We start from the raw sequence: 22,359 nt of genomic DNA on the forward strand, positions 1-22,359 counted from the left end.
GGCGGCGTCAAGCGCGACGGCGCTGAGACGACGGTGACGGCTCGGACTGTTCGTCCTGGTCATCGTCCTCGTCGTCGTCGTTGTACAGATCCGCGTACTGAGCGTACGGGTCGTCGTCCAACTCGTCGTCATCGTCCTCGACTGGCTCCGGATTAACCGGCCTCGACGGCGATGCGCCCAGCTCGTCGGCCAGACGTGAGAGATCCGTGCCGCCGCTGTTGTACTTCAGCTGGCGGGCGACCTTCGTCTGCTTGGCCTTGGCCCGGCCGCGCCCCATGGCTCGACCCCCTTAACGGCGGGGCTCGACGGCCCCGAGTCTTGACACGCGTTCATGATCCGGACGGCCTCCTTGGAGAGAGACCGGTCCGTAGGGCCTCAACGGTACCTGCTTCCGACGCCGCACGGTACGTCGCCCGCACGACGCGCGTCGGAACAGGGGATATTTGCGGCCCTGTCGTTCCTGGTCAGACCCGATTTTACCTTCTTCTAGCGCGAACTTGCTATCGGGCCGTGCTATCGGTCACGCCGAGGCCCCCGGACGGGCCCGTTCCGCCCCCGTCCGGGGACCTCGACGACGGCTCAACCCAGGCGCAACCCAGGCTCAACCCAGGCTCGGCCGCAGCCAGTCGGCGGCCAGGGTGCGCTCGGCGATCCGCTGCTCGGCGAGCCGGTCGGCGGCCACCGCGGGCGGCACTCCGTCGACCTTGGCGCGTTCGAATATGGCCAGCGTGGTGTCGTGGATCTTCGCGGCCTTCGCCTTGGCCCGTTCGAAGTCGAACCCGCGCAGCTCGTCGGCGACCTGGATGACGCCGCCGGCGTTCACCACGTAGTCGGGGGCGTAGAGGATGCCGCGGTCGGCGAGGTCCTTCTCGACGCCGGGGTGGGCGAGCTGGTTGTTGGCCGCGCCGCAGACCACGGTGGCGGTCAGCGCGGCGACGGTCGGATCGTCGAGCGCGCCGCCCAGCGCGCAGGGGGCGTAGACGTCCAGCGGGGTGCGCACCAGCGCGTCGGCGTCGGCGACGGCGGTCACGCCCGGGTGGCGGGCGGTGATCCGCGCGACCGCGTCGGCGCGCACGTCGGTGACCACGACCTCGGCGCCGTCGTCGACGAGGTGCTCCACCAGGTGGTGGCCGACCTTGCCGACGCCCGCGACGCCGACCCGGCGGCCGCGCAGCGTCGGCTCGCCCCACTGGGCCTTGGCGGCCGCGCGCATGCCCTGGAAGACACCGAAGGCGGTGAGCACCGAGGAGTCGCCGGCGCCGCCGTTCTCGGGGGAGCGGCCGGTGGTCCAGCGGTTCTCGCGGGCGACCACGTCCATGTCGGCGACGTAGGTGCCGACGTCGCACGCGGTGACGTAGCGGCCGCCGAGCGAGGCCACGAAGCGGCCGTAGGCGAGCAGCAGCTCCTCGGTCTTGAGGGTGTCCGGGTCGCCGATGATGACGGCCTTGCCGCCGCCGTGGTCGAGGCCGGCCAGGGCGTTCTTGTACGACATGCCGCGGGAGAGGTTGAGGGCGTCGTCCAGGGCCTGCTCGTCGGAGGAGTAGGCGTGGAAGCGGGTGCCGCCGAGGGCCGGGCCCAGGGCGGTGGAGTGGAGTGCGATCACGGCCCGCAGGCCGGTCGGGCGGTCCTGGCACAGGACGACCTGCTCGTGTCCGCCCTGTTCCGATCGGAACAGCTTGGCGATGACGGCGGCGCCGTTGCCGCCGTCGGTCTGACGTACGTCGGTCACGGTGGTGACTCCCATAGTCCGGTGGTGCTCGCGGTCCCATTGGGTTCGGGTGTCTCGCCCCCCGTACGGGTGGCGGAGGGTTCGATGGCCTCAGGGTAGGCCCTGCACCCAGTGGCCGGGATCACCTCCGGCGGAGGCGGTCCCGTGGGACGATCGGAGGCGTCGGCACGGCGGGTACGGCGTTGGAGGAGCGGGCGTGGGCGGTTCGGCGGTACTGGTCCCGTACACGTCGTATCTGCGGGTGTACGAGCCGCTGGCGGCCTTTCCCGAGCCCGAACGCACCCACTGGTACCGGTATGCGGCCGCGGGCCGTGAGCGCGGCGCACAGGACGAGCTGAGGCAGTCGCTGGCCGGGCTGGTGCCGGTGCCGCCGATCGCGGTGCCGGTGCACGAGAGCCGGGAGGCGTTCATCGCCGAGGTGGGCGGGGTCACGCACGTCTGCCCGTGGCGGACCCGGCTGCGCGGCTGGATGGCGCTGGAGCAGCTGGAGGGACAGCTGCCGGCCCCGGTGCTCGACGCGATGGTGCCGCCGGTGGTCAGGCGGCAGGCCGCGGCCGACCACGAGGCGTGGCGCGAGCGGAACCCCGACGCGCGGCCCTGGATTCGCTCGGCGACCTGGCACGTGCCGGTGCGCTGGTTCATCCTCGTCGGCGACGACGAGCGGGAGTACGAACCGGTCGGCGCGGAGGACGCCACGGGCGGGTCGAAGCAGCCGATGATGCGCTACCGCACCCCGATGGTGCAGGCGCGGCGCCGGGTGGCGCGCGGCCTGCGGGTGCTCAAGGAGGCGCTGGACGAGAGCCCGTTGGTCGACGGGCTGATCGACGTGGGGCGCTGGCTGGAGGAGTTCCACCCGCGCTCGCTGGTCGAACTGGACTACGGCGGGCTGGTGCACGTGATCGGCCCGGAGGCGCTGGCGGCCGACCGCTCGGCGGCGGACGCGGCCGAGGGGCTGGCGGCGCTGCGCGAGGGCGACTCGGCGGCGGCCGGCACGGCGTACGAGCGGCTGACCGATCGGTGGCGGGCGGTGCGCGAGCTCCAGTTCGCGAACTGAGCCGGGCCGTGGCGCACGGCGGGGCGGTCGGGATCTGACGGGTTGTTGTCTCCGGGTGGGCCGGGTGTTGTCTCCGGTCCGGCCCGCGACGTGCTTCTGCCCCTGGTGATGGTGCTATTGGCCCAAGCGTGACGCAGAGCACGTAACCGGACTCTTGCCTGCATCACCATCTGTCATGCCAAAATGGGACATCGGGTCCGCCTCGGGCTCGCATCGAAGGTGGGGATGTGGCGGATGATCGCGCTGTGACTGATCGTCACGTTGGTGTGACTGTCCGCTATGGCCCGGTCCATCGGCTTCCGTCGAGCTTGAACACCTGAGAGGGCAAATCCATCGGTTTGGCCGACGCGGCTGGACGGATGGTGTAGTTGTAGTGCCGAGGACAAGCCGTTCGTCCTATTACCGACTCGGCCCGCGTTCGCCCATATCGGGCAACGCGGGTCAAGGTGCAGAATTTAAGAGGAAAGAACCGCGTTGGTTCGGTTCTCTCGAGGAGGCCGCTCATGACCGCTCGCACCCCTGATGCCGAGCCGTTGCTAACACCCGCTGAGGTCGCCACCATGTTCCGCGTCGACCCGAAGACGGTCACGCGCTGGGCCAAGGCAGGCAAGCTCACGTCGATCCGCACGCTCGGCGGGCACCGCCGTTACCGCGAGGCGGAGGTCCGTGCGCTGCTTGCGGGCATTCCGCAGCAGCGCAGCGAGGCCTGACAGCCCTTTTGGGCGGCTTGTGGGGCCCCTACCCCATACGTCGCCGTCCGAAGGCCACCTGCCCCCATCAGGAGGCCCGAGGGGAGGGCGAACAGCAGGACGCAACACCGTATGACCGTAAGAGGATCGCATCGGACTCCGCCGGGTCCGATGCGATCCTCTTTTTTGTGTGCCCGGTCACACGTGATGCAGGTGGGTACCATTGCACATATTAAATCGAGAGCCTTGCGCAGGGCCTCCAGTTCCTTATGTGTCCCACAAGTTCGCGTGACTCCCGTCACATGTGCGGCACTTGAGGTTGTTGCCTGCGATGCGGTAATGAACCGGCTTGGCCCGTTAGGGTCTTCGGTGCCGTCGTGCCTCCGCGGCTGCCCCGGTCGCCGGCCCGGCGGGACGGAAGCCCTCAACTCCTCGCAGGCCGACGGGACTTGCCGGGCGCGTGGCCGGTCGCCCCGGCGCGCGGAACGGCCCGCACGCGCGCGCCTGGGGCCGCGGAGCGCGCCCCCGCGTGCCGGCGGGTCCCAGGGGGCGGCGGAAAGCCCGCGTACGGGGGTGTGGTTGGCGGTGTGGGGCCGCGACCTGGTTGGGGACGGCCGAACGCTCGCCCGAGCCTGGGGGGGACGGCGGAAAGCCCGCCTCCCGGGGTTCGGGTGACGGGCGTTCGTGTCTGGTGGGGTCCTGACGGGATTTGCTGGGTCTGATTCGCGGCTGGCGCCGCGGGGCGCGGCCTGGGCCAGCCTCGCAGGGGACGGCGGAAAGCCCGTCTCCCGGGGTTCGGGGGACGGGCTTTGCCATCTGCTGCGGTCCTGACGGGATTTGAACCCGCGGCCTCCACCTTGACAGGGTGGCGAGCACTCCAAACTGCTCCACAGGACCTTGTTGCGAGTCAGACTGTACAGCAGGTCAGGGGGTGCGGTCGAACTCAGGACCAGGCGGCGTCGAGGGCCTTGAAGACGCGCTTGTCGGAGACCGGGAACGCGGTGCCCAGGGCGTGCGCGAAGTAGCTGACCCGCAGCTCCTCGATCATCCAGCGGATGTCGCGGACGGCGGCGGGGACCGGGCGTCCGGCCGGCTGGGCGGCCAGCAGCTCGGCGTACTCCGCCTGGATCTCGCGGACCTTCTCCATACGGGTGGTGTCGCGCTGGACGCCCGTCGGCATCTGCTGGAGGCGGCGGTCGGCGGCCACCAGGTAGCGCAGCAGGTCCGGGAGGCGCTTCAGGCCCGCCCCGGTGACGAAACCGGGGTACACCAGCCCGGCGAGCTGCTCCTTGACGTCCTGGACGTTCGCGACCAGGACGAGGCTCGCGGTGTCCTTCAGCCGGCGCTCGCAGGAGTGCCAGGCCGCGAGCACCTGCTGGACCTGCTGGATGGAGCGCCCGGTCAGCTCGACCAGGTCGGCCCGTACCGCGTCGAACAGCTTGCGGTAGCTCTCCTCGTCCCAGGCGGGCCCACCGTGCTCGGCGATCAGCCGGTCCGCGGCCGCGGTGGCGCAGTCCTCGAAGAGGCCCTGCACGCTGCCGTGCGGGTTGCGGGACAGCGCGAGCTTCTGCTGGTTGGAGAGCTTGTCGGCGGCGAACTTCGCCGGGTTGACCGGGACGTTCAGCAGGATCAGCCGGCGGGTGCCGCGCCACATCGCCTCGGCCTGCTCCGGCTCGGTGTCGAACAGCCGCACCGCGACCGTGGCGCCCTCGTCGACCAGCGCGGGGTACGCCTTGACCGGCTGCCCGGCCCGCCTGGTCTCGAAGGTGCGCGGGAGGGCGCCCACCGTCCAGTCGGTGAGGCCGGTGCGCTGCTCCATGGTGGCCAGCGCCGGGTCCGAGGCCCGCTCGAACGCCTTGGTGATCGCCTCCCGCGTCTTCGGCCGCAGCCGCTGCTTGAGCGCGTCGAGGTCCTTGTCCTCCGCGTGGCCGGCGACCTTGCGGCGCCGCTCGTCCACCACCCGGAAGGTGATCTTGAGGTGGTCGGGCACCTTCGACAGGTCGAAGTCCTCCGCCGAGACCCGTACCCCGACCATCCGCTGGAGTTCCCGCGCCAGCACCACGGGCAGCGGGTCGGGGCCGGCCGCGACCCGGTCGAGGAACGCCTGCGCGTAGTTCGGCGCCGGGACGTAGTGGCGGCGGATCGGCTTGGGCAGCGAGCGGATCAGCTCGGTGACGACCTGCTCGCGCAGGCCGGGGATCTGCCAGTCGAAGCCGTCGGGCACCACCTGGTTGAGCACCTGGAGCGGGATGTGCACGGTCACACCGTCGGCGTCCCCGCCCGGCTCGAACTGGTAGGTCACCCGGAACTTCAGCGCGCCCTGCCGCCAGGAGTCGGGGTAGTCGGCCTTGGTGACCGCCTCCGCGTTCTCGTTGATCAGCATGGAATGCTCGAAGTTGAGCAACTCCGGTTCCTCGCGCCGCTTGTGCTTCCACCAGGAGTCGAAGTGGGCTCCGGACACGACGTGTTCGGGCAGCTTGCCGTCGTAGAAGTCGAAGAGCGTCTCGTCGTCGACGAGGATGTCGCGGCGGCGGGCGCGGTGCTCCAACTCCTCGACCTCGCCGAGGAGTTTGCGGTTGTCGTGGAAGAACTGGTGGTGGGTGCGCCAGTCGCCCTCGACCAGGGCGTTGCGGATGAACAGCTCGCGCGAGGTCTCCGGGTCGATCCGCCCGTAGTTCACCTTGCGCTGGGCGACCAGCGGGACGCCGTAGAGCGTCACCTTCTCGTACGCCATCACCGCGGCCTGGTCCTTCTCCCAGTGCGGCTCGCTGTAGCTGCGCTTGACCAGGTGCTCGGCGAGCGGCTCGACCCACTCCGGCTCGATCTTCGCGTTGACCCGCGCCCACAGCCGGGAGGTCTCCACCAGCTCGGCCGACATGATCCAGCGCGGCGGTTTCTTGAACAGCGCGGAGCCGGGGAAGACCGCGAACTTCGCGCTACGGGCACCCAGGTACTCGTTCTTGTCGGTGTCCTTGAGGCCCAGATGCGACAACAGCCCCGCGAGCAACGACACATGGACCCGCTGCGGGTCCGCCGCGTCCTGGTCGCCGGTGGGTTCGGGCTCGATGGTGATGCCGAGGGTCCGGGCGACCGAGCGGAGCTGGCTGTAGATGTCCTGCCACTCGCGGATGCGCAGGTAGTTGAGGAACTCGGAACGGCACATCCGGCGGAAGGCGGAGGAGGACAGCTCCTTCTGCTTGTCGCGCAGGTACGCCCACAGGTGCAGGAAGGAGAGGAAGTCGCTGCTCTCGTCCTTGAACCGGGCGTGCTGCTGGTCGGCCTGCGCCTGCTTGTCGGCGGGGCGCTCGCGCGGGTCCTGGATGGACAGCGCGGCCGCGATCACCATCACCTCGCGCACGCAGCCGTTGCGGTCCGCCTCCAGCACCATGCGGGCCAGCCGCGGGTCGACCGGGAGCTGGGCGAGCTTGCGGCCGGTCTGGGTGAGCCGCTTGCGCGGGTCCTTCTGCTGTGGGTCGAGCGCGCCGAGCTCTTCGAGGAGCTGGACGCCATCCTTGATGTTGCGGCTGTCCGGCGGGTCGATGAACGGGAACTTCGCGATGTCGCCGAGCCCGGCCGCCGTCATCTGCAGGATCACCGAGGCGAGGTTGGTGCGCAGGATCTCCGCGTCGGTGAACTCGGGACGGGACAGGAAGTCGTCCTCGTCGTAGAGCCGGATGCAGATGCCGTCGGAGGTGCGGCCGCAGCGGCCCTTGCGCTGGTTGGCGCTGGCCTGGCTGATCGGCTCGATCGGCAGCCGCTGCACCTTGGTGCGGTGGCTGTAGCGGGAGATGCGGGCGGTGCCGGGGTCGATCACGTAGCGGATGCCCGGGACGGTCAGCGAGGTCTCCGCCACGTTGGTGGCCAGCACGATGCGGCGGCCGGTGTGCTGCTGGAAGACGCGGTGCTGCTCCGCCGACGACAGCCGCGCGTACAGCGGCAGCACCTCGGTGCCGCGCAACTGCCGCTTGGTGAGGGCGTCGGCGGTGTCGCGGATCTCCCGCTCGCCGGAGAGGAAGACCAGGATGTCGCCCGGGCCCTCGGCCTGCAGTTCGTCCACCGCGTCGCTGATCGCGGTGATCTGGTCCCGGTCGGCCTCCGCGGAACCCTCTTCGAGGAGCGGCCGGTAGCGCACCTCGACCGGATACGTGCGCCCGCTGACCTCCACCACCGGGGCGTCGCCGAAGTGCCGGGAGAAGCGCTGCGGGTCGATCGTGGCGGAGGTGATCACGACCTTGAGGTCGGGGCGGCGCGGCAGCAGCTGGGCGAGGTAGCCGAGGATGAAGTCGATGTTGAGGCTGCGCTCGTGGGCCTCGTCGATGATGATCGTGTCGTAGGCGCGCAGCTCGCGGTCGGTCTGGATCTCGGCGAGCATGATGCCGTCGGTCATCAGCTTGACCAGGGTGGAGTCGCCCACCTGGTCGGTGAAGCGGACCTTCCAGCCGACCGCCTCGCCCAGCGGGGTGCGCAGCTCCTCCGCGACGCGCTCGGCGACCGTCCTGGCCGCGATCCGGCGCGGCTGGGTGTGGCCGATCAGGCCGCGCACGCCCCGGCCCAGCTCCAGGCAGATCTTCGGGATCTGGGTGGTCTTGCCTGAGCCGGTCTCACCGGCGACGATCACCACCTGGTGGTCGCGGATCGCCGCGAGGATGTCGTCCTTCTTCTGGCTGACCGGCAGCGACTCGGGGTACGTGATCCGCGGCACAGCAGCCTGGCGGGCGGCTATCCGGGCCTCGGCCCTCCCGATCTCCGTGTCGATCTCGGTGAGCACCGCGGTGCGCGCCTCCGGCTTGCGGATGCGGCGGGCGCCGTCGAGCCGGCGGCCGAGCCGCTGCTCGTCGCGCGAGGAGAGCGCGGGCAGCCGCGCGGCGAGTCCGGAGAACTCGGCGGAGGAGGAGGGTTGCGTAGACATACGCGATCCAGCATCGCACCTGCCGGGGAGGACGGGCGAACCCATTTCGGCGGGGTTTTCGGGGCGTCCGGACGGGGGCGCGGTCCACGGGGTGCCCGCGGGTGCCTGCCGGCTGCTTACCGGGTGCCCGTCGGGGTGCCTGCCGGGGCGCCCGCGCCAACGACGCAGGGCCCGTCTCCGATGGAAACGGGCCCTGTGTCGTGCGGTGGCTGGGGCCGGGGTCGAACCGGCGACCTACCGCTTTTCAGGCGGTCGCTCGTACCAACTGAGCTACCCAGCCGCAGCGGTCCTGACGGGATTTGAACCCGCGGCCTCCACCTTGACAGGGTGGCGAGCACTCCAAACTGCTCCACAGGACCTTGCTTGGTGCGGCACAAGTGTGACACATGATGTGCCCCGCTCTCGCACCAGTTTTCCGCGACGCCCGCGCCATGCCTTCCGGGCCCCCGGAAACCCCTGGGGATTTCCTGTGACCGTTCGGACATTTCGACGGGCTGATGTCGCTGGATCAGCGTAGCAGAATCGGGGCGGGGTCCCGTACGCACGAGGTCCGCGCGGGCGCAGGTACGGCTTGGGAAAGAGCTTTGACGGTGTCATGACGCGCTGGGTAGCGTGCGGCCATGGACGTGCTGAGGTACGTGGCTTTCGCCACCGACGCCTCCGGGGGGAACCCGGCGGGCGTGGTGCTGGACGCGAGCGGCGCCGACGAGGCCGCGATGCTGGCCGTCGCCGCCGAAGTCGGCTACTCGGAGACGGCGTTCGCCGTGCCCCGCCCCGACGGCGGCCTGGACGTCCGCTACTTCAGCCCGCTGGCCGAGGTGTCGTTCTGCGGGCACGCGACCATCGCCACCGCGGTCGCCCACGCGCGTGAGCACGGCCCCGGCGCACGGGACTTCCACACCCGGGCCGGGCTCGTCAGGGTCGGGACCTCGGTGGGGGCCGACGGCGTGATCACCGCCGAGTTGGTGAGCGTGCCGCCCAGGTCGGTGCCGCCGGCCCCGGACGACCTGCCGGAGTTGCTCGCCGCGCTGCGCTGGTCCGCGGACGAACTGGACCCGGCGCTGCCGCCGCGGATCGCCTACGCCGGCGCCTGGCACCCGGTGATCGCCGCCTCGACCCGGCAGCGGCTGGCCGCGCTCGACTACGACATGGCCGCGCTCGGCGACCTCATGCGCCGCCGCGACTGGACGACGGTCGACCTGGTCTGGCGGGAGTCGGAGACCGTCTTCCACGCCCGCAACCCCTTCCCGCCCGGCGGTGTGGTCGAGGACCCGGCCACGGGAGCGGCGGCCGGCGCGTTCGGCGGCTACCTGCGGGAGCTGGGCCTGGTCGCGCTGCCGGCCGAGCTCACCATCCACCAGGGCGACGACATGGGCCGGCCGAGCGTGCTGACCGTCGGCGTCCCCGCGGACCCCGCCGAGGGCATCAGCGTGCGCGGCGCGGCCGTACCGATCCCGGACTGACGTCAGGCCCGGCGCCGCGCGTCACCCGTACGGGGTCGGTACGGCCGGCTCGGGACGGGTCCCGGGGCGCACCGGGTAGACCTGGGGGAGCCGCCGGAAGGGGCGGACCCGGGTGGACCAGGGGCGCGAGCGGGGAGTCGAGCGATGGCCGGACACATGCGGTGCGGGTACGTCGCGGGCGCGGTGCTGGCGGCCGCGGTACTGGCGGGGTGCGGGTCGGGCGGGCACGGCGACGGGCACGGGAGCGGGACCGCCCAGGGGGCCGGGCGCACACCGGCGACCACCGCGGCCGCGACCTCCACCGCGCCGGCGCCCGCGCCGCCCCCCGGTCCCGCCCGCCACCGCGAGCATTCCCACCACCGCGACCACTCCCGCCACCGCGTCCCCGAGCGCCGGCACCGCCACCACCGATCTCCACGCCTGCTACGACGGCACCTGCGAGATCACCGTCTCCCGGCCGGTCACCATCCCGGTGGACGGCCGGTTCGGCTTCTCCGCGTTCAAGGTCACCCACATCGGCCCCGACGGCGTCACCATCGAGGCGAACGGCGCCGGGACCCACCTGGAGTCCGGGGTCAGCCCCGGCGGCACCGCCGCGCTGAACGGCATCTCGGTACGGGTCGGGTCGGTGCACGGGGGCACCGCGGACCTGTCGATCTCGCACCGCTGATCCGCCGCGCGGGCGGTCAGGTGCTCGGCTTGGCCAGGAGGAGTTCGGTGTTGTGGTCGGCGGAGGTACCGAGCTTGGCGGCGGGGGTGGCGTAGGGGTCGTTGAAGGAGAGCTCGCGGTAGAGGGCGGCGAGGTTGGGCTCGGTGGTGGTGCCGAAGTCGGTCGCGTAGGGGGCGGCGGACTCGACGAGGGTGGTGAAGAGCGACAGGGTGCCGTCGTGGTTGTCGGCGATCTCGATCAGCCGGGCGTGCTGCGGGAAGTCGACGTGGGAGGCGGTGTTGATCTCCCAGAACGCCCGCTCGGGGACGGCGTGGCCGTGCGGGGTGATGAGGTTGGCGTGCGTGTGGCCGTTCACCCAGGCCACCACGTTGGGGTAGCGCTGCAGCAGGGTGACGAGTTCGGTGCCGGTGTGCCGGCCGTCGAGGAGGTTGTACGGGTCGGGCAGCGTGTTGCCCATGGTGGTGCTGGTGTGGTGGCTGAACAGGACGACGAGCTGGTCCTGGGAGCCGCGCCGGACCACGTTGCCGTCGGTGTCGTACCAGTGGGTGCTGTACGACTGGAGCACCGACTCCAGCCACTTGAGCTGGGTGGAGCCGATGGAGCCGTCCGCCCAACCGGCGCGGTTGGTGGTGTCGAGGCTGACGCCGAGGACGCCGTCGGAGATCGGGAAGGTGTAGTAGAGCTTGCCGCTGTCGGCCGCCGCCGCGGTGAAGCCGTGGCCGTACGGGCCGGGGCCGGTGCGGGCGGTGTCGAGGTGCGCCTGGGCGAACTGCTTCGGGGTGAAGGGGGCGCGGCGGGCGTCGGGGGTGACCGAGCGGACCGGGCCGCCGCCTTCGAGCAGGCCGAGCAGGAGGGCGACCGCGGTCGCCGGGTCGTGCTGGATCGCGTCGGCGAGCTTGGCCGCGGTCGCGTCGTCCACGCCCTCGATCTTGCCGCCGCCGGTGTAGAGCGAGCCCAGCAGGCCCAGGTCGGGCAGGGTGCCCTCGATGCTGTCGTCGTGGTTGCCGACCGTGGTGTACCAGGGGGTGCGCAGCCCGGCCGCGGTGAACGGCTTCCCGGCCGCGGCCAGGAAGCCCGGCACCTGCGGGAAGCCGGCCGCCTTGTAGTGGTCCTGGTAGGACGACTCGGGGTTCCAGTACAGCGCGGAACCGGAGTTCTGCACGCCCTCGTACCGCGAGGTGTCCCCGGTGTTCGGGGTGATCGCGCCGCCGCTCATCACCGTGAGGTACCAGTCGAGTTCGACCTGCTCGTGGTTGTCGGTGTTGTCGCCGGTCGCCATCACCAGCGAGAACGGCAGGCCCGTGTAGGGGCCGCCGGAAAGGGAGTTGACCCGGTCCACCAGCGAGGCCGCGCCGCGCACGGTCAGCGCCTCGTGCGGGCGGTAGGCGGAGTCGATGTACTGCGCCAGGTACTCGAAGCGCACGGGCGACTCGGTGTCGGCCAGGTGCAGGTCGGTGAACTGCACGAAGGAGGCGAGCCCGGTCCGCGTGGTGTCCCGCCCGGAGCCGGCCGCGGCCAGCTCGCCGCGTACCACCAGTGGCCAACCGGGCCCGGCCGCAAGCCTCTTGTACGTGCCGGTGCCGGTCGCCGTCGCGGCCTGGGCGAGCGTGGTGCCCTCGACCACGACGGCGCGCGCGGCGGTCGCGGCGACCGCGCGGTCGTGGGCCGCGGCCGACGCGAACGGGCTGTCCACGAGGGTCAGGGCGGCGGCCGCCGCCGCGGCGGAGGCACCGGAGAGGAACTGGCGTCTGCTGGCTGCGCGCATGGACAAGTCTCCTGACGGTGGGCGGGGTTGGCGCTCGTGCGGCTGCTGCTCCGGCCGTTCGCCGGCCGGCGTGTCGGGCGTCGCTCGGCCCGTGCCGGAGACGTGCCCGGCGCGCGCTCAGCTCCGTATTACCAGCCGGTAATGGCCAACCGCCAGGGTCCCGCCGCATCTTCACGGCGGGTTGGCCGCCGCGTGAACCGGCCGTGAAGCGACGGCGGCGGTACGCGGCGCAGGTCCGTACGCAGCGGATGCCCGTACGCGGCGCAGGTTCGTACGCGGCGCAGGTCCGTACGGGGGCGCGTGGCCGGGTTCGGGTTCGCGGGGTGAAGTGTGGCTGTGCTCGGGAGAGTTCAGCTCTGGGCGGTCGGGCGGATCACGATCTCGTTGACGTCCACGTCCGCCGGCTGCTCGATGGCGTAGCCGATGGCCCGGGCGATCGCGTCCGGCGGGATGGCGATCTCGTCGCGCTTGGCGAGGAGCTCGGCGCGCACCCGCGGGTCGGCCGCGCCCGCCGCGAAGTCGGTGTGCACGAAACCGGGGGAGACGGAGGTGACGCGGATGTGCGGGCCGGCCTCCTGGCGCAGGCCCTCGCAGATGGTGCGGGCGGCGTTCTTGGTCGCCGCGTAGACCACCTGGCCGGGGACGATCCGCAGGCCCGCGGTGGACAGGGTCGTGACGAAGTGCCCCGAGCCCTGGGCGCGGAAGACCGGCAGGGCCGCGGCGATGCCGTGCAGCAGGCCCTTCACGTTGATGTCGACCATGTCCGCCCAGTCCTCGACCCGCAGGTCGTCGAGCGGGGAGACCGGGCCGATGCCGGCGTTGCCCACCAGGACGTCGAGCCGGCCGAAGCGCTGACCGGCGAGGGCGACGAGCGCCGCCAGGTCCTCGCTGCGGCGCACGTCGGTCCTGGCGGTGACGGCCTCGCCGCCGGCCGCGGTGATCCGCGCGGCGAGCGCGTCCAGCCGGTCGGTGCGGCGCGCGCCGAGCACCAGCCGGGCGCCGCGCGCGGCGAGCAGCAGCGCGGTGGCCTCGCCGATGCCGCTGCTCGCGCCGGTGAGGGCGACGACCTTGCCGTGCAGCGGGGGCGTGGGGGAGGAAGGAGATGCGGCGGAGGCGGGGGTCGCGGGTGCTGCGGTGGACATGGACTGCTCCTTGCCGGGGGTTCGCGGTATCGTCGGAAGGGGAAGCGGACACGCGTCCGCTTCCATTCCAACGTAGCGGACAGGTGTCCGCTTAGCAAAGGACCCGGCCCGGTCCCGCCCTGCCGCGCCCTGCCACGGCGCGGCGCGGTGCGGCGGCGCGGCCGGACCGGAGGGAAGGAAGGGCGCCTCGTGACCGAGCGAGCACCTCGGCGGGCCGACGCGGAGCAGAACCGGGCCCGGATCGTGGACGTGGCCCGGGTCGCGCTGACCGAGTCGGCCGACGCGACGCTGAACTCGATCGCGAAGCGCGCGGGGGTCGGCCAGGGCACGCTCTACCGGCACTTCGCCACCCGAGAGGCGCTGCTGCTGGCCGTCTACCGGCAGGACATCGAGGAACTGCTGTGCGCCGCACCCGAGTTGCTGCGCGCGCACGAGCAGCGGCCGCTGGACGCCCTGCGGCTGTGGCTGGACCGGCTGGCGGCGTACGGCCGGATCAAGCACGGCGTCGCGCAGGCCGTGGAGGCCGCGACCCGGGCGGACCTGTCCAACGAGTACTACGACCGGGTGATCGACACGATCGGCTCGCTGCTGCGGGCCGGGCAGGACGCCGGCGCCGTGCGCGCCGACGTGGACGCGCCGGACGTGCTGCTCCTGGTGGACTTCCTGTGGCGCAGCGACCAGGGGCCGGACTGGGAGCCGCGCACCCGGCACCTGCTCGGCCTCGTGCTCGACGGGCTGCGGGCGCGGCCGGGTGCGTCGGCGGGTGCGTCGGCGGAGGGTTCAGCGGGGGCGTGACCCGGGGGCGTCCGCGGGCTCGTCGCCGAAGCCGTCCTCGTCCGGCTCGGTCTCCATCAGGTCCAGGTCCGGTGGCACCAGCGTGGTGGACTCGACCAGGCCCTTGAGGAGGTTGTGCAGGAGGTTGTTGTCCCACGGGGTGCCCGCGTCGCCGTCGTGCATCAGCGGGTACGGGAAGCCGCCCTCGTGCAACCGCCGCCGTACGGAGGCGAGTTTGTACTCGATCCGGCGCACGCTCCAGTTGTCGTCGGGGCGCAGGTACGCGAGTTGCTCGGCGGTCTGCCGGTATGCCAGCGGACGCGGGCCGTCCTCATAGAGCAGGTAGTGCTGGCCCATGACGACCAGCAGCAGGCGTTCGTCGTCGTCCAGCGGCCACAGCTTGGGCGGCAGGGTCTCGGCGCGGCGGCGGGGTACGGAGCCGCGCTCGTCGTGGCCGGTGACGTACAGCTCGACCAGGTGCTCGCGGAAGCCGGAGCCCTTGACGAAGACCGGGGTGTAGCCGGGGACGAGCGGGATCGGGTCGGTGGTGGTGTGCATCAGGCGGCCGTGCGGCAGGCGGACGAGCTGCCGGCCGGTGTTGCGCAGCCACCACTGGCGCTTGCGGTAGGTGAGTTCGCCGTGCCGGCGGCTGACCCGCAGGTCGTCCTCGCCGACCGGCAGGTCCACGTCGTCCGGGCGCTCGCCGCGGCCGAACCTGACCACCAGCCCGGCGCGCGGTGCCACCTTGATGCCGCCGGTCACGGTGCGGGCGTGGAGCGTGCCGGGGCTGGCGGGCGCGGCGCCCCGCGCGAGGCTGTCCGGGCTGTTCACTGTCTCCTCCTCATCGGCGGCGGGGGCGGGCCGCGCGCTCCCCTCCGGTGCACGGCCCCGCGGTGTCCCCCGTGCGCCTTCCACTCTCGTCGCGCACCTCTTTGTCCGAGTGTGCCCGGCCGGCGCGGGACCCCTCCGCAGACGGGTCAGCGGGTGGGGAGCCGGGCGGCGGCCGCGGCGGCGAGCCGGGTCGCCATGGAGCGCAGCCTCGCGTCGCCGCCCGAGCCGCTGACCTCCAACTCGAAGGTCTCGGCGAGCCGGTCGCCGTGGTCGTCGGTGTAGGTGCGGTAGACCACCTCGACCACGGCGGTGTGGTCGCCGTCGGAGTCGGGCGGGGCGACGAAGGCGCGGTGGCCGCCGAGGCGGGTGGAGGTGCCGTCGTCGGCGGTGGGCGGCTCGCCTCGGTCGAAGGCGAGGTCGACGTCGATGTCGCTGGTGGTGCTCTGCCACGAGCAGTCCCAGTTGCCGTAGGAGACGTCCGGGTCGTTGGCGTCGATGCCGGGGACGACTTCGAGCGCCGTCGCGGTCAGCAGCGTGCAGGCGTCCGTGTCGACCAGCGACTCGGCGGGCAACGCGGGTGTGCGGCGCGGGAGTCGGCCGCCGGTCGGCACGGCGTTGAGGGCGGCGACCGCGGCGGTGGTGGCGGTGTCGGCCATGCCGCACAGCACGGTGGAGGAGGGGTCGGAGTCGTCGGCCGGCTTCGCGGTGACGACGGCGTGCACGCTGGTGGAACGGTGCCGCCCGCCGTGGTCGTGGCCGCCGTTGCCGCTGTTGCCTTTGCCGGCGCTGTTGCCGCCGCCGGTGTCCGCGGCGCCGTCGAGCAGGAGCGTACGGTCGCACTCGCCGCCGTCCGCCGGCTCGTCCACGACGCGCACCCGGCCCGCGGTGTGCACGGTGCCGGTGGGCTGCGCCGAGCCGTCGACGAACTCCACCTCGATGTCGATCTCCGGCCCGGACCTGGTGTCCACGATGACGTCGCACCGGTCGAAGTTGCCGTAGGCCGGGTCGAGTTCGGCGTCGCCGTACTTCGCCAGCGCGGCGGGCTTCGCGAGCGCGCAGGGGTCGGCGGTGCGCTGGTCGCCGAAGAGGGCCGCGGAGACGGAGCCGGCGGACGTGGGCGCCTTCGGCGCGGGGCGGCCCGAGGGCGCGGAACCGGGTGCGGCCGACGCCCCGCCCGAACCGCCGCTCGCCGCCCACACTCCGGCGGCCGCCGCCAGCACGACCACGGCCGCGGAGACCGCGACGACCGACCGCAGGTGGTCCCGTAGGAATCGGCCGGGACGCAAGGGGGTGGGGCGGAACAGGCCGGGACGGAACAGGCCGGGAGGAAAGCGGGCGGGCTCCGAACCGTCCTCCGCGGTACCGCTGCTGCGCTCCGTCGGCTCCAACGGGTCGGGAAGCGCGGGCAGTTCGGCGACCGGTCCGGCCGCCGCGCGCAGCAGCTCCAGCGCCTCGGCCGCGCTGGGCCGCGCGCCCGGGTCGCGGCGCAGCATCGCGGTCAGGGGCTCCCGCAACGGGCCCACGTCGGCGGTCAGTTCGACGTTCCGCCGGGATTCCGGGCCCGGCCGGTACGATCCCGCGCCCGGCGCACCCGGGGGCCGCGGCGGATCTCCGCTGATCAGGGCGTACACCATCGCGGCGAGCGAGAAGACGTCCGAGGCGGGCTCGGGCTGCCCGCGGACGACTTCGGGCGCGGCGTAGTCGGGGGTGTAGCCGATCGCGCTGTTCGGGGTGATCGTCTCCTTGCCGCCGACCCGGTACGCGGCGCCGAAGTCGGCGAGTTTCACGGTGCGGGGGCCGGTGGCCACGACGTTGCCCGGTTTGATGTCGCCGTGCACGATGCCCTCCGTGTGCAGGGCGATCAGCGCGTCCGCGATCTGCGCGCCGAGGTGGGCGGCGAGGTGCGGGGGCAGGGGCGGGCGGTGGTCCAGGCTGCCGCCGGGGGCGTACTCCATCACGAGGTAGGTGGTCGCGCGGTTGCGCCGGCCGACGCGGACGGCGTCGTGCAGGGTCACCACGTGGGGGTGGCTGAAACGGGCGAGGACGCGGGCTTCGGCGCGGAGCCGGTCGAAGCCGGTGGGGCTCTCGACGCCCAGGACCCTCTTCAGGACGACGTCCCGGCCCAGTTCCTCGTCGTGGGCGAGCCAGACTTCGCCCGAGCCGCCTCGGATCGGGCCTTTCGTCAGGCGGTAGCGCTCGCCGACCTTCGCACCCAGGCGCACTCGCGCCTCCCTCACCCGTCACGCATGACCCATCCGCCGCAGACAGTATGACCGTCCCCGACCCTCGGGGGTGGCTGGTTCTGTCGGTTCCGGGGGCACCTGGCGGTGGGGGGTCCTGGTGTGCCCCCGCTGGGGGTTCCCTGGGTGGGCCCGGCCTGGTTGGGGGCGGGCGGAGGCGGCAGGGTGGGGGCGAGGGCGTTCGGCTGGCCGGGGCGCCGGGATCGCGTGACCGTGGATGAGGGGGGCGGCCACGGTTCTGAGGGAGTGAGGGCATGACGCACTGGAACGACGCGGACCTGGAGAAGATCGGTACGGCCGGGGAGCTCGACCTGCGGTCCGAACGCGCCGACGGCACCCTGCGGGCACCGGTGACCATGTGGGTGGTGCGTGTGGGGGACCGCCTCTACGTGCGCTCGGTGAAGGGCACGGACGGCCCCTGGTACCGGGGCACGCGGTCCCGGCACGAGGGCCTCGTCGAGGCCGGAGGCGTACGGCGGCAGGTGGCGTTCCGCGACGCCGATCCCGGAGAGTACGCGGACGTGGACGCCGCGTATCGCACGAAGTACGGCCGCTACACGGGCATCGTCGAGCACGTCCTGACCGAGGGTGCCCGGACCGCCACGCTCGGGCTCGAACCGCGCTGACGCCCGACCCCGGCCGGCCGCCCCGCCGACCCCCGCACCGGATCACCCGGATCACCCGGATCACCCGGATCGCCCGGGACATCCCAGACACCGTGAGGAACACCTGCTCATGCGCGCCACACTGCTGTACGCGGCCGACGACATACGCGTCGAGGATGTCGCCGACCCCGAGATCAAGAACCCGACCGACGCGGTCGTACGGATCGTGCTGTCCTGCGTCTGCGGCAGCGACCTGTGGCCGTTCAAGTCGCTGCCGCCCACGGACAACCCCCGCCACATGGGGCACGAGTTCCTCGGTGTCGTGGTGGAGACCGGCTCCGAGGTGCGCGGGTTGCGGCCCGGCGACGTGGTCGTGGCGCCCTTCGTCTACGCCGACAACACCTGCGTGTACTGCCGGGAGGGGTTGCAGACCTCCTGCCTGCACGGCGGGCAGTGGGGCGTGAACGGTGTGGACGGCGGTCAGGGGCAGATCGCCCGCGTGCCGTACGCCGACGGGACCCTGGTCAGGCTGCCGGTCACGGAGGACTCGGAGCTGCTGCCGGACCTGCTGACGCTCTCCGACGTCCTTTGCACCGGATACCACGCGGCGCGCACCGCGGGGGTCGGGCGCGGTGACAGCGTCACCGTCGTCGGCGACGGCGCGGTGGGGCTGGCCGCGGTGATCTCCGCGAAGCTGCTGGGCGCCGAGCAGATCATTCTCATGGGGCGGCACAAGGCCCGCACCGACCTCGGGCGCGACTTCGGTGCCACCGAGGTGGTGGCCGAGCGGGGTGAGGCGGGCGTCGCCCGCGTGCGGGAGCTGACCCGGGGGGAGGGCACCCGCAAGGTGCTCGAATGCGTCGGGCTCAAGGACGCGATCGTGCAGAGTTTCGGGGTGGTGCGGGCCGGCGGCACCATCAGCCGGGTCGGTGCGCCGCAGTTCTCCGAAGTGCCTTTCGGGTTCCCCGACTTCATGCGCAACATCACGCTCACGGGTGGGGTGGCGCCCGCGCGGGCGTACATCGAGGAGCTGATGCCGCACGTGCTGGACGGCTCCATCACGCCCGGGCGGGTCTTCGACCGTACGGTCGGCCTGGAGGAGATCGCCGACGGGTACCGGGCGATGAACGACCGCGAGGCTCTGAAGGTGTTGGTCCGCCCCTGACCCCCCGGGGTGGGTGGTGCTGTCGGTTGAGGGACCACCTGGCGGTGGGGGCTGGTCGCGCCGTTCCCCGCGCCCGTTCGGGGCCGCGCCGTTCTCCCCCCGGAGCCACGCCTGGGCGCTACCCCCGCGCGCTCCTGGGGTGCGGGCGCGGGAGGGGTCCCGTTGGAGCGGCGGTAGGTAAAGGGGGTGGAGCGGAGCGGTCGGGACGGCGGAGGGGCTGACGGATGAGTGCGTCGCAGCACCTTGCCGTGGGGGCGCGGCCGGGGGAGTCGTCGTGGGCCGGGCGGGCGGACGGGGTGCGGCTGTTGAGCGTGTGGACGGAGCGGCGGCCTGGCCACGGGGAGGACGCGGAACCGTTGGTGCTGCACCATGTGCCCAGCGGGGCGGGGTTGTTGGCCGTGTTCGACGGGTCGGGCGGCTCGGGGGCGGCACCGGCCTGGCAGGGGGCGGACGGGCGGACGTACACCGGGGCGTGGGTGGGCGCCCGGGCGGCCAGGCTCGGCACCGAACGCTGGTTCCAGCGCCTGGTCGAGCACGGCGAACCCGACACCGCGGACCGGCTCGCCGAGCACCTGCGCGGCACCCTGCGCGCCGCGGCGCCCCCCGCCCGCGGCAAGATCACCGGCTCCATGCGGCGCGCCCTGCCCACCACGCTGTCCGCCGTGGCCTACCGCCTGGGCCCCGACCGGGTGAGCTGGCGCGCCCTGTGGGCCGGCGACTCCCGGTCGTACGCCCTGCTGCCCGGCAGCGGACTGCACGCGCTCACCCGGGACCACACCACCGAGGACGACGCGCTCGACCAGCTCCGCCAGGACCCGCCGATGACGAACGTGGTCTGCGCCGACCGCGACTTCACCGTCGACGCCCAACCTGCGTACGGGAGGCGGGAGTTCGCGCTGCCGTGCGTGCTGCTCTCCGGCACCGACGGCTTCTTCGGCTACGTGCACACGCCCGCGCTCTTCGAGTACCTGCTGCTGAGCACGCTCGGCCGGGCCGGGGACATGGCCGACTGGGCGGCGCGGCTGCGGACGGCGGTGCAGGCGTACACCGCCGACGACGCGTCGCTCGGTCTCGCCGCCTTGGGCTTCCCGGACTTCCGGGCGCTGCGCGAGGCGTTCCGCGAACGGTACCGGGCGGTGGTCGCGGCATACGTCGCCACCTTCCCCGAGCGGTACGCCGGGGATCGGGAGGCGGGCCGGGCGGGGGCCGAAGTGCCGGACGGGGGAGGCGGGTTCGGTGCGGGCACGGCCGGGTTCGACGCGCTGCGGCACTGGCAGGAGGAGACCTGGCGGGCGTACCGGCCCGGCTACGAGCGGTACATGCCGCCGCTGCCGCCCGTACTGCCCGCACAGCGGCCGGAGCGGCGCGAGGTGCCGCCGGCGGGGCCGGAGGCGGGCGCGTGAAGAGAGGCGACGTGGTCGGCGGCTACCTGGTCGCCACCGACCCGACCAACGCGGGCGGCGGCAAGTGCGTGTGGGCGTTCGCCGAGAAGGACGGCGGGCAGTACTTCCTCAAGCGGTTCCTGGAGCCCAAGCGGCCCCGGGAGGGCGGCGGCGGGAGCGCGGAGAGCCGCCGTATCCGGATGGAGACCTGCCGGCACTTCGAGGCGCGGCACCGGGCCGTGATGGAACTGCTGCGGCCGGACGCCCCGGGCGCGGGCAACCTGGTGCTCGCCACCGACTTCTTCCACCAGGGCAGCACCTACTACAAGGTCACCGAGCGGATCGACACCAGCACCCTGGACCACCCGCACACCCTCGATCCGCACCAACTGGCCGTACTGCTGAAGACGTTGGGCGCCAGCGTGCGCATGCTGCACGGCATCGGCGTGGTGCACGGCGACCTCAAGCCCGCCAACGTGCTGGTCCGGAAGCGTGCCGAAACCGCCTTCCACACCGCCAAGTTGATCGACTTCGACGACGCCTACGTGGCCGGGGAGCCGCCGGGCCGCGAGGAGATCGCCGGCGACTCGCTCTACGGTGCCCCGGAGTGGCGGCGCTACGTCCAGGGCGCCGCGTCGGTCGACGGCGCCGACCTCACCACGGCGGTCGACGTGTTCGCGCTCGGTCTGATCACCCACCTCTGGCTGACCGGCGAACTCCCCGGCTACGGCGAGCGGTTCGGCTCGCCGGCCGACGCGGTGAACTCCGGTGAGCCGCTGGCGTACGACCCCCGGCTGAGCACCCCGATGCGGCGCCTGGTCAAGGCGATGGCCGCGCGGGAGCCGGGGGACCGGCCCAGCGCGGAGGAGTTCCTCGCGGCGCTGCGGGACCCCGGGGTGTGCGCGCTGGGCGAGCCGCACCGGGAGAGCCGGCTGCGGGTCAACCTGCCGGACAGGTCATCCGACCGGCCCGCAGAAGGGCCCGCTGGCAGGTCTGCCGGCAACTCGCCTGATACGTCTGCCGGTTCGCCCGCCGGTCTTCCTCGCGACGCTTCTTCGGACCCGGACCCGGACCCGGACCCGGGACCGGGCGCGCCTGCCGCCGACCGTACCGGGCCGCCGTCCGTGCCGCCCGCCCCCGCCCCCGCACCCACCCGGTCCCGGGTCCGGATCAACCTCGGTGGCCGCGCCGGCCGCCGCCCCACCACCCCTGAGCCGAGGAAGGACCCATGAGCGCGGAGATCGAGAAGTACCGCGGGAACCTGCAGTACGCCGTCGACATCGTGATGTGCATCGACATCACCGGCAGCATGAACCCGGTGCTGGACGCCGTGAAGGAGAGCTCGCTCCGCTTCCACCAGCGGCTGCACGGGATGATGGCGAGCAAGGGCAAGGAGATCAGCCAACTGCGCCTGCGGGTGGTGGCGTTCCGCGACTTCGGCGACAACCCGGACGACGCGATCGAGCAGACCGGCTTCCTGCGGCTGCCCGAACAGGCGGCCGAGTTCGAGCGGTTCGTCCGCGGGCTGCGCGCCACCGGCGGCGGCGACTACCCCGAGTCCGGCCTCGAAGCCCTCGCGCTCGCGGTCAACTCGCCCTGGGAGAAGGGGCTTGACCGGCGCCGGCACGTGATCGTGGTCTTCACCGACGCGCCCGCGCACCCGTTGGGCACCGTCGGCGCCGGCACGCAGACGTATCCGCGCGACATCCCGGCGAGCCTGGACGAGCTGTTCGAGCAGTGGGGTTACGCGCGCAGCCAGATGGCGGTGATGGAGCAGTCGGCGAAGCGGCTGGTGCTCTTCGCGCCGGAGGAGGAGCCCTGGAAGGAGGCCATCGGCGAGGAGTGGGACCTCACGCTGCACTTCCCGTCGAAAGCGGGCGAGGGGCTGGAGGAGTTCGAGATGGACGAGATCATCGAGACGATCGCGAACAGCCTGTGAGG

The 22,359-nt window shown here is 72.7% G+C and carries 17 protein-coding genes and 3 tRNA genes; 10 read left to right on the top strand and 10 right to left on the bottom strand.

Annotation, left to right across the window (positions count from 1 at the left end):
• Positions 1-7 precede the first annotated feature (7 nt).
• Together AB0399_RS14785 and AB0399_RS14790 are read right to left on the bottom strand one after the other, a co-directional pair.
• The gene (locus tag AB0399_RS14785) at positions 8-277 is read right to left on the bottom strand and encodes a DUF3073 domain-containing protein (RefSeq protein ID WP_328465721.1); all 270 of its coding nucleotides are present in this window, start codon (positions 275-277) and stop codon (positions 8-10) included.
• Positions 278-601: 324 nt separating this feature from the next.
• Positions 602-1,744, bottom strand: coding sequence for a Glu/Leu/Phe/Val dehydrogenase dimerization domain-containing protein (locus tag AB0399_RS14790; RefSeq protein WP_366411513.1), 1,143 nt, complete (start codon positions 1,742-1,744; stop codon positions 602-604).
• A gap of 181 nt (positions 1,745-1,925) precedes the next feature.
• On the opposite strand from AB0399_RS14790, the gene AB0399_RS14795 reads away from it, so the two are divergent.
• Positions 1,926-2,783, top strand: coding sequence for a hypothetical protein (locus AB0399_RS14795; RefSeq protein ID WP_328465717.1), 858 nt, complete (start codon positions 1,926-1,928; stop codon positions 2,781-2,783).
• Positions 2,784-3,286: 503 nt separating this feature from the next.
• Positions 3,287-3,493 carry a developmental transcriptional regulator BldC gene (bldC, locus tag AB0399_RS14800; RefSeq protein ID WP_003949541.1) on the top strand — a complete coding sequence of 69 codons (207 nt, stop codon included), beginning with the start codon at positions 3,287-3,289 and terminating at the stop codon, positions 3,491-3,493.
• A gap of 801 nt (positions 3,494-4,294) precedes the next feature.
• Here the strand turns inward: bldC and AB0399_RS14805 are convergent.
• From AB0399_RS14805 to AB0399_RS14820, 4 genes are all read right to left on the bottom strand, one after another.
• A tRNA-Asp gene (locus AB0399_RS14805) sits at positions 4,295-4,369 on the bottom strand.
• 46 nt (positions 4,370-4,415) lie between these two features.
• Positions 4,416-8,381, bottom strand: coding sequence for an ATP-dependent RNA helicase HrpA (gene hrpA, locus AB0399_RS14810; RefSeq protein WP_366411514.1), 3,966 nt, complete (start codon positions 8,379-8,381; stop codon positions 4,416-4,418).
• Positions 8,382-8,587: 206 nt separating this feature from the next.
• Positions 8,588-8,661: transfer RNA gene (locus AB0399_RS14815), tRNA-Phe, on the bottom strand.
• A 4-nt stretch (positions 8,662-8,665) separates the two neighbouring features.
• Positions 8,666-8,740: transfer RNA gene (locus AB0399_RS14820), tRNA-Asp, on the bottom strand.
• A gap of 261 nt (positions 8,741-9,001) precedes the next feature.
• Between AB0399_RS14820 and AB0399_RS14825 the strand changes: the two genes are divergently transcribed.
• Complete coding sequence (locus AB0399_RS14825) at positions 9,002-9,844, top strand: PhzF family phenazine biosynthesis isomerase (RefSeq protein ID WP_329367728.1); 843 nt, start codon at positions 9,002-9,004, stop codon at positions 9,842-9,844.
• Positions 9,845-10,316: 472 nt separating this feature from the next.
• The gene (locus tag AB0399_RS14830; protein ID WP_366411515.1) at positions 10,317-10,514 is read left to right on the top strand and encodes a hypothetical protein; all 198 of its coding nucleotides are present in this window, start codon (positions 10,317-10,319) and stop codon (positions 10,512-10,514) included.
• A 16-nt stretch (positions 10,515-10,530) separates the two neighbouring features.
• Here the strand turns inward: AB0399_RS14830 and AB0399_RS14835 are convergent, their stop codons facing one another.
• Together AB0399_RS14835 and AB0399_RS14840 are read right to left on the bottom strand one after the other, a co-directional pair.
• A complete protein-coding gene (locus AB0399_RS14835) occupies positions 10,531-12,279 on the bottom strand; it encodes a TIGR03767 family metallophosphoesterase (RefSeq protein ID WP_366411516.1) in 1,749 nt (582 codons plus the stop codon).
• Between the two features lie 350 nt (positions 12,280-12,629).
• On the bottom strand, positions 12,630-13,421 hold the full coding sequence (locus AB0399_RS14840; RefSeq protein ID WP_366411517.1) for an SDR family oxidoreductase: 792 nt from the start codon (positions 13,419-13,421) through the stop codon (positions 12,630-12,632).
• Between the two features lie 189 nt (positions 13,422-13,610).
• Between AB0399_RS14840 and AB0399_RS14845 the strand changes: the two genes are divergently transcribed.
• The gene (locus AB0399_RS14845; protein ID WP_366411518.1) at positions 13,611-14,216 is read left to right on the top strand and encodes a TetR/AcrR family transcriptional regulator; all 606 of its coding nucleotides are present in this window, start codon (positions 13,611-13,613) and stop codon (positions 14,214-14,216) included.
• Here the strand turns inward: AB0399_RS14845 and AB0399_RS14850 are convergent.
• Both AB0399_RS14850 and AB0399_RS14855 read right to left on the bottom strand, forming a co-directional pair.
• Positions 14,202-15,026 carry an FHA domain-containing protein gene (locus tag AB0399_RS14850; RefSeq protein WP_366411519.1) on the bottom strand — a complete coding sequence of 275 codons (825 nt, stop codon included), beginning with the start codon at positions 15,024-15,026 and terminating at the stop codon, positions 14,202-14,204. The two genes, AB0399_RS14845 and AB0399_RS14850, sit on opposite strands and share 15 nt — an antisense overlap.
• A 146-nt stretch (positions 15,027-15,172) precedes the next feature.
• Positions 15,173-17,248 (bottom strand): serine/threonine-protein kinase, encoded by a 2,076-nt coding sequence (locus AB0399_RS14855; RefSeq protein ID WP_366411520.1) that lies wholly within the window; start codon positions 17,246-17,248, stop codon positions 15,173-15,175.
• Between the two features lie 272 nt (positions 17,249-17,520).
• Between AB0399_RS14855 and AB0399_RS14860 the strand changes: the two genes are divergently transcribed.
• The 5 genes from AB0399_RS14860 to AB0399_RS14880 all read left to right on the top strand — a co-directional run bounded on the left by AB0399_RS14860 (position 17,521) and on the right by AB0399_RS14880 (position 22,357).
• The gene (locus AB0399_RS14860) at positions 17,521-17,892 is read left to right on the top strand and encodes a DUF2255 family protein (RefSeq protein ID WP_329367740.1); all 372 of its coding nucleotides are present in this window, start codon (positions 17,521-17,523) and stop codon (positions 17,890-17,892) included.
• Between the two features lie 109 nt (positions 17,893-18,001).
• Positions 18,002-19,036: an alcohol dehydrogenase catalytic domain-containing protein gene (locus AB0399_RS14865; RefSeq protein WP_366411521.1), complete on the top strand. Its 1,035-nt coding sequence runs from the start codon at positions 18,002-18,004 to the stop codon at positions 19,034-19,036.
• A 224-nt stretch (positions 19,037-19,260) separates the two neighbouring features.
• Complete coding sequence (locus AB0399_RS14870; protein ID WP_366411522.1) at positions 19,261-20,439, top strand: serine/threonine protein phosphatase; 1,179 nt, start codon at positions 19,261-19,263, stop codon at positions 20,437-20,439.
• Positions 20,436-21,650, top strand: a complete 1,215-nt coding sequence (locus tag AB0399_RS14875; protein ID WP_366411523.1) for a lipopolysaccharide kinase InaA family protein — start codon at positions 20,436-20,438, stop codon at positions 21,648-21,650. Before AB0399_RS14870 ends, AB0399_RS14875 begins: the two co-directional genes overlap by 4 nt.
• The gene (locus AB0399_RS14880) at positions 21,647-22,357 is read left to right on the top strand and encodes a vWA domain-containing protein (protein ID WP_366411524.1); all 711 of its coding nucleotides are present in this window, start codon (positions 21,647-21,649) and stop codon (positions 22,355-22,357) included. The genes AB0399_RS14875 and AB0399_RS14880 overlap by 4 nt, the downstream gene beginning before the upstream one ends.
• Positions 22,358-22,359 lie beyond the last annotated feature (2 nt).

Source organism: Streptomyces sp. NPDC088194 (genome assembly GCF_040702025.1).
Lineage (GTDB): Bacteria > Actinomycetota > Actinomycetes > Streptomycetales > Streptomycetaceae > Actinacidiphila.

Bases quoted from the DNA above. Each gene is read 5' to 3' on its own strand.
- AB0399_RS14880 (WP_366411524.1), top strand. From the start codon at position 21,647: ATGAGCGCGGAGATCGAGAAGTACCGCGGGAACCTGCAGTACGCCGTC.
- AB0399_RS14835 (WP_366411516.1), bottom strand. From the start codon at position 12,279: ATGCGCGCAGCCAGCAGACGCCAGTTCCTCTCCGGTGCCTCCGCCGCG.
- AB0399_RS14860 (WP_329367740.1), top strand. From the start codon at position 17,521: ATGACGCACTGGAACGACGCGGACCTGGAGAAGATCGGTACGGCCGGG.
- AB0399_RS14840 (WP_366411517.1), bottom strand. From the start codon at position 13,421: ATGTCCACCGCAGCACCCGCGACCCCCGCCTCCGCCGCATCTCCTTCC.
- AB0399_RS14790 (WP_366411513.1), bottom strand. From the start codon at position 1,744: ATGGGAGTCACCACCGTGACCGACGTACGTCAGACCGACGGCGGCAAC.
- AB0399_RS14865 (WP_366411521.1), top strand. From the start codon at position 18,002: ATGCGCGCCACACTGCTGTACGCGGCCGACGACATACGCGTCGAGGAT.
- hrpA (WP_366411514.1), bottom strand. From the start codon at position 8,381: ATGTCTACGCAACCCTCCTCCTCCGCCGAGTTCTCCGGACTCGCCGCG.
- AB0399_RS14825 (WP_329367728.1), top strand. From the start codon at position 9,002: ATGGACGTGCTGAGGTACGTGGCTTTCGCCACCGACGCCTCCGGGGGG.
- AB0399_RS14870 (WP_366411522.1), top strand. From the start codon at position 19,261: ATGAGTGCGTCGCAGCACCTTGCCGTGGGGGCGCGGCCGGGGGAGTCG.
- AB0399_RS14785 (WP_328465721.1), bottom strand. From the start codon at position 277: ATGGGGCGCGGCCGGGCCAAGGCCAAGCAGACGAAGGTCGCCCGCCAG.
- bldC (WP_003949541.1), top strand. From the start codon at position 3,287: ATGACCGCTCGCACCCCTGATGCCGAGCCGTTGCTAACACCCGCTGAG.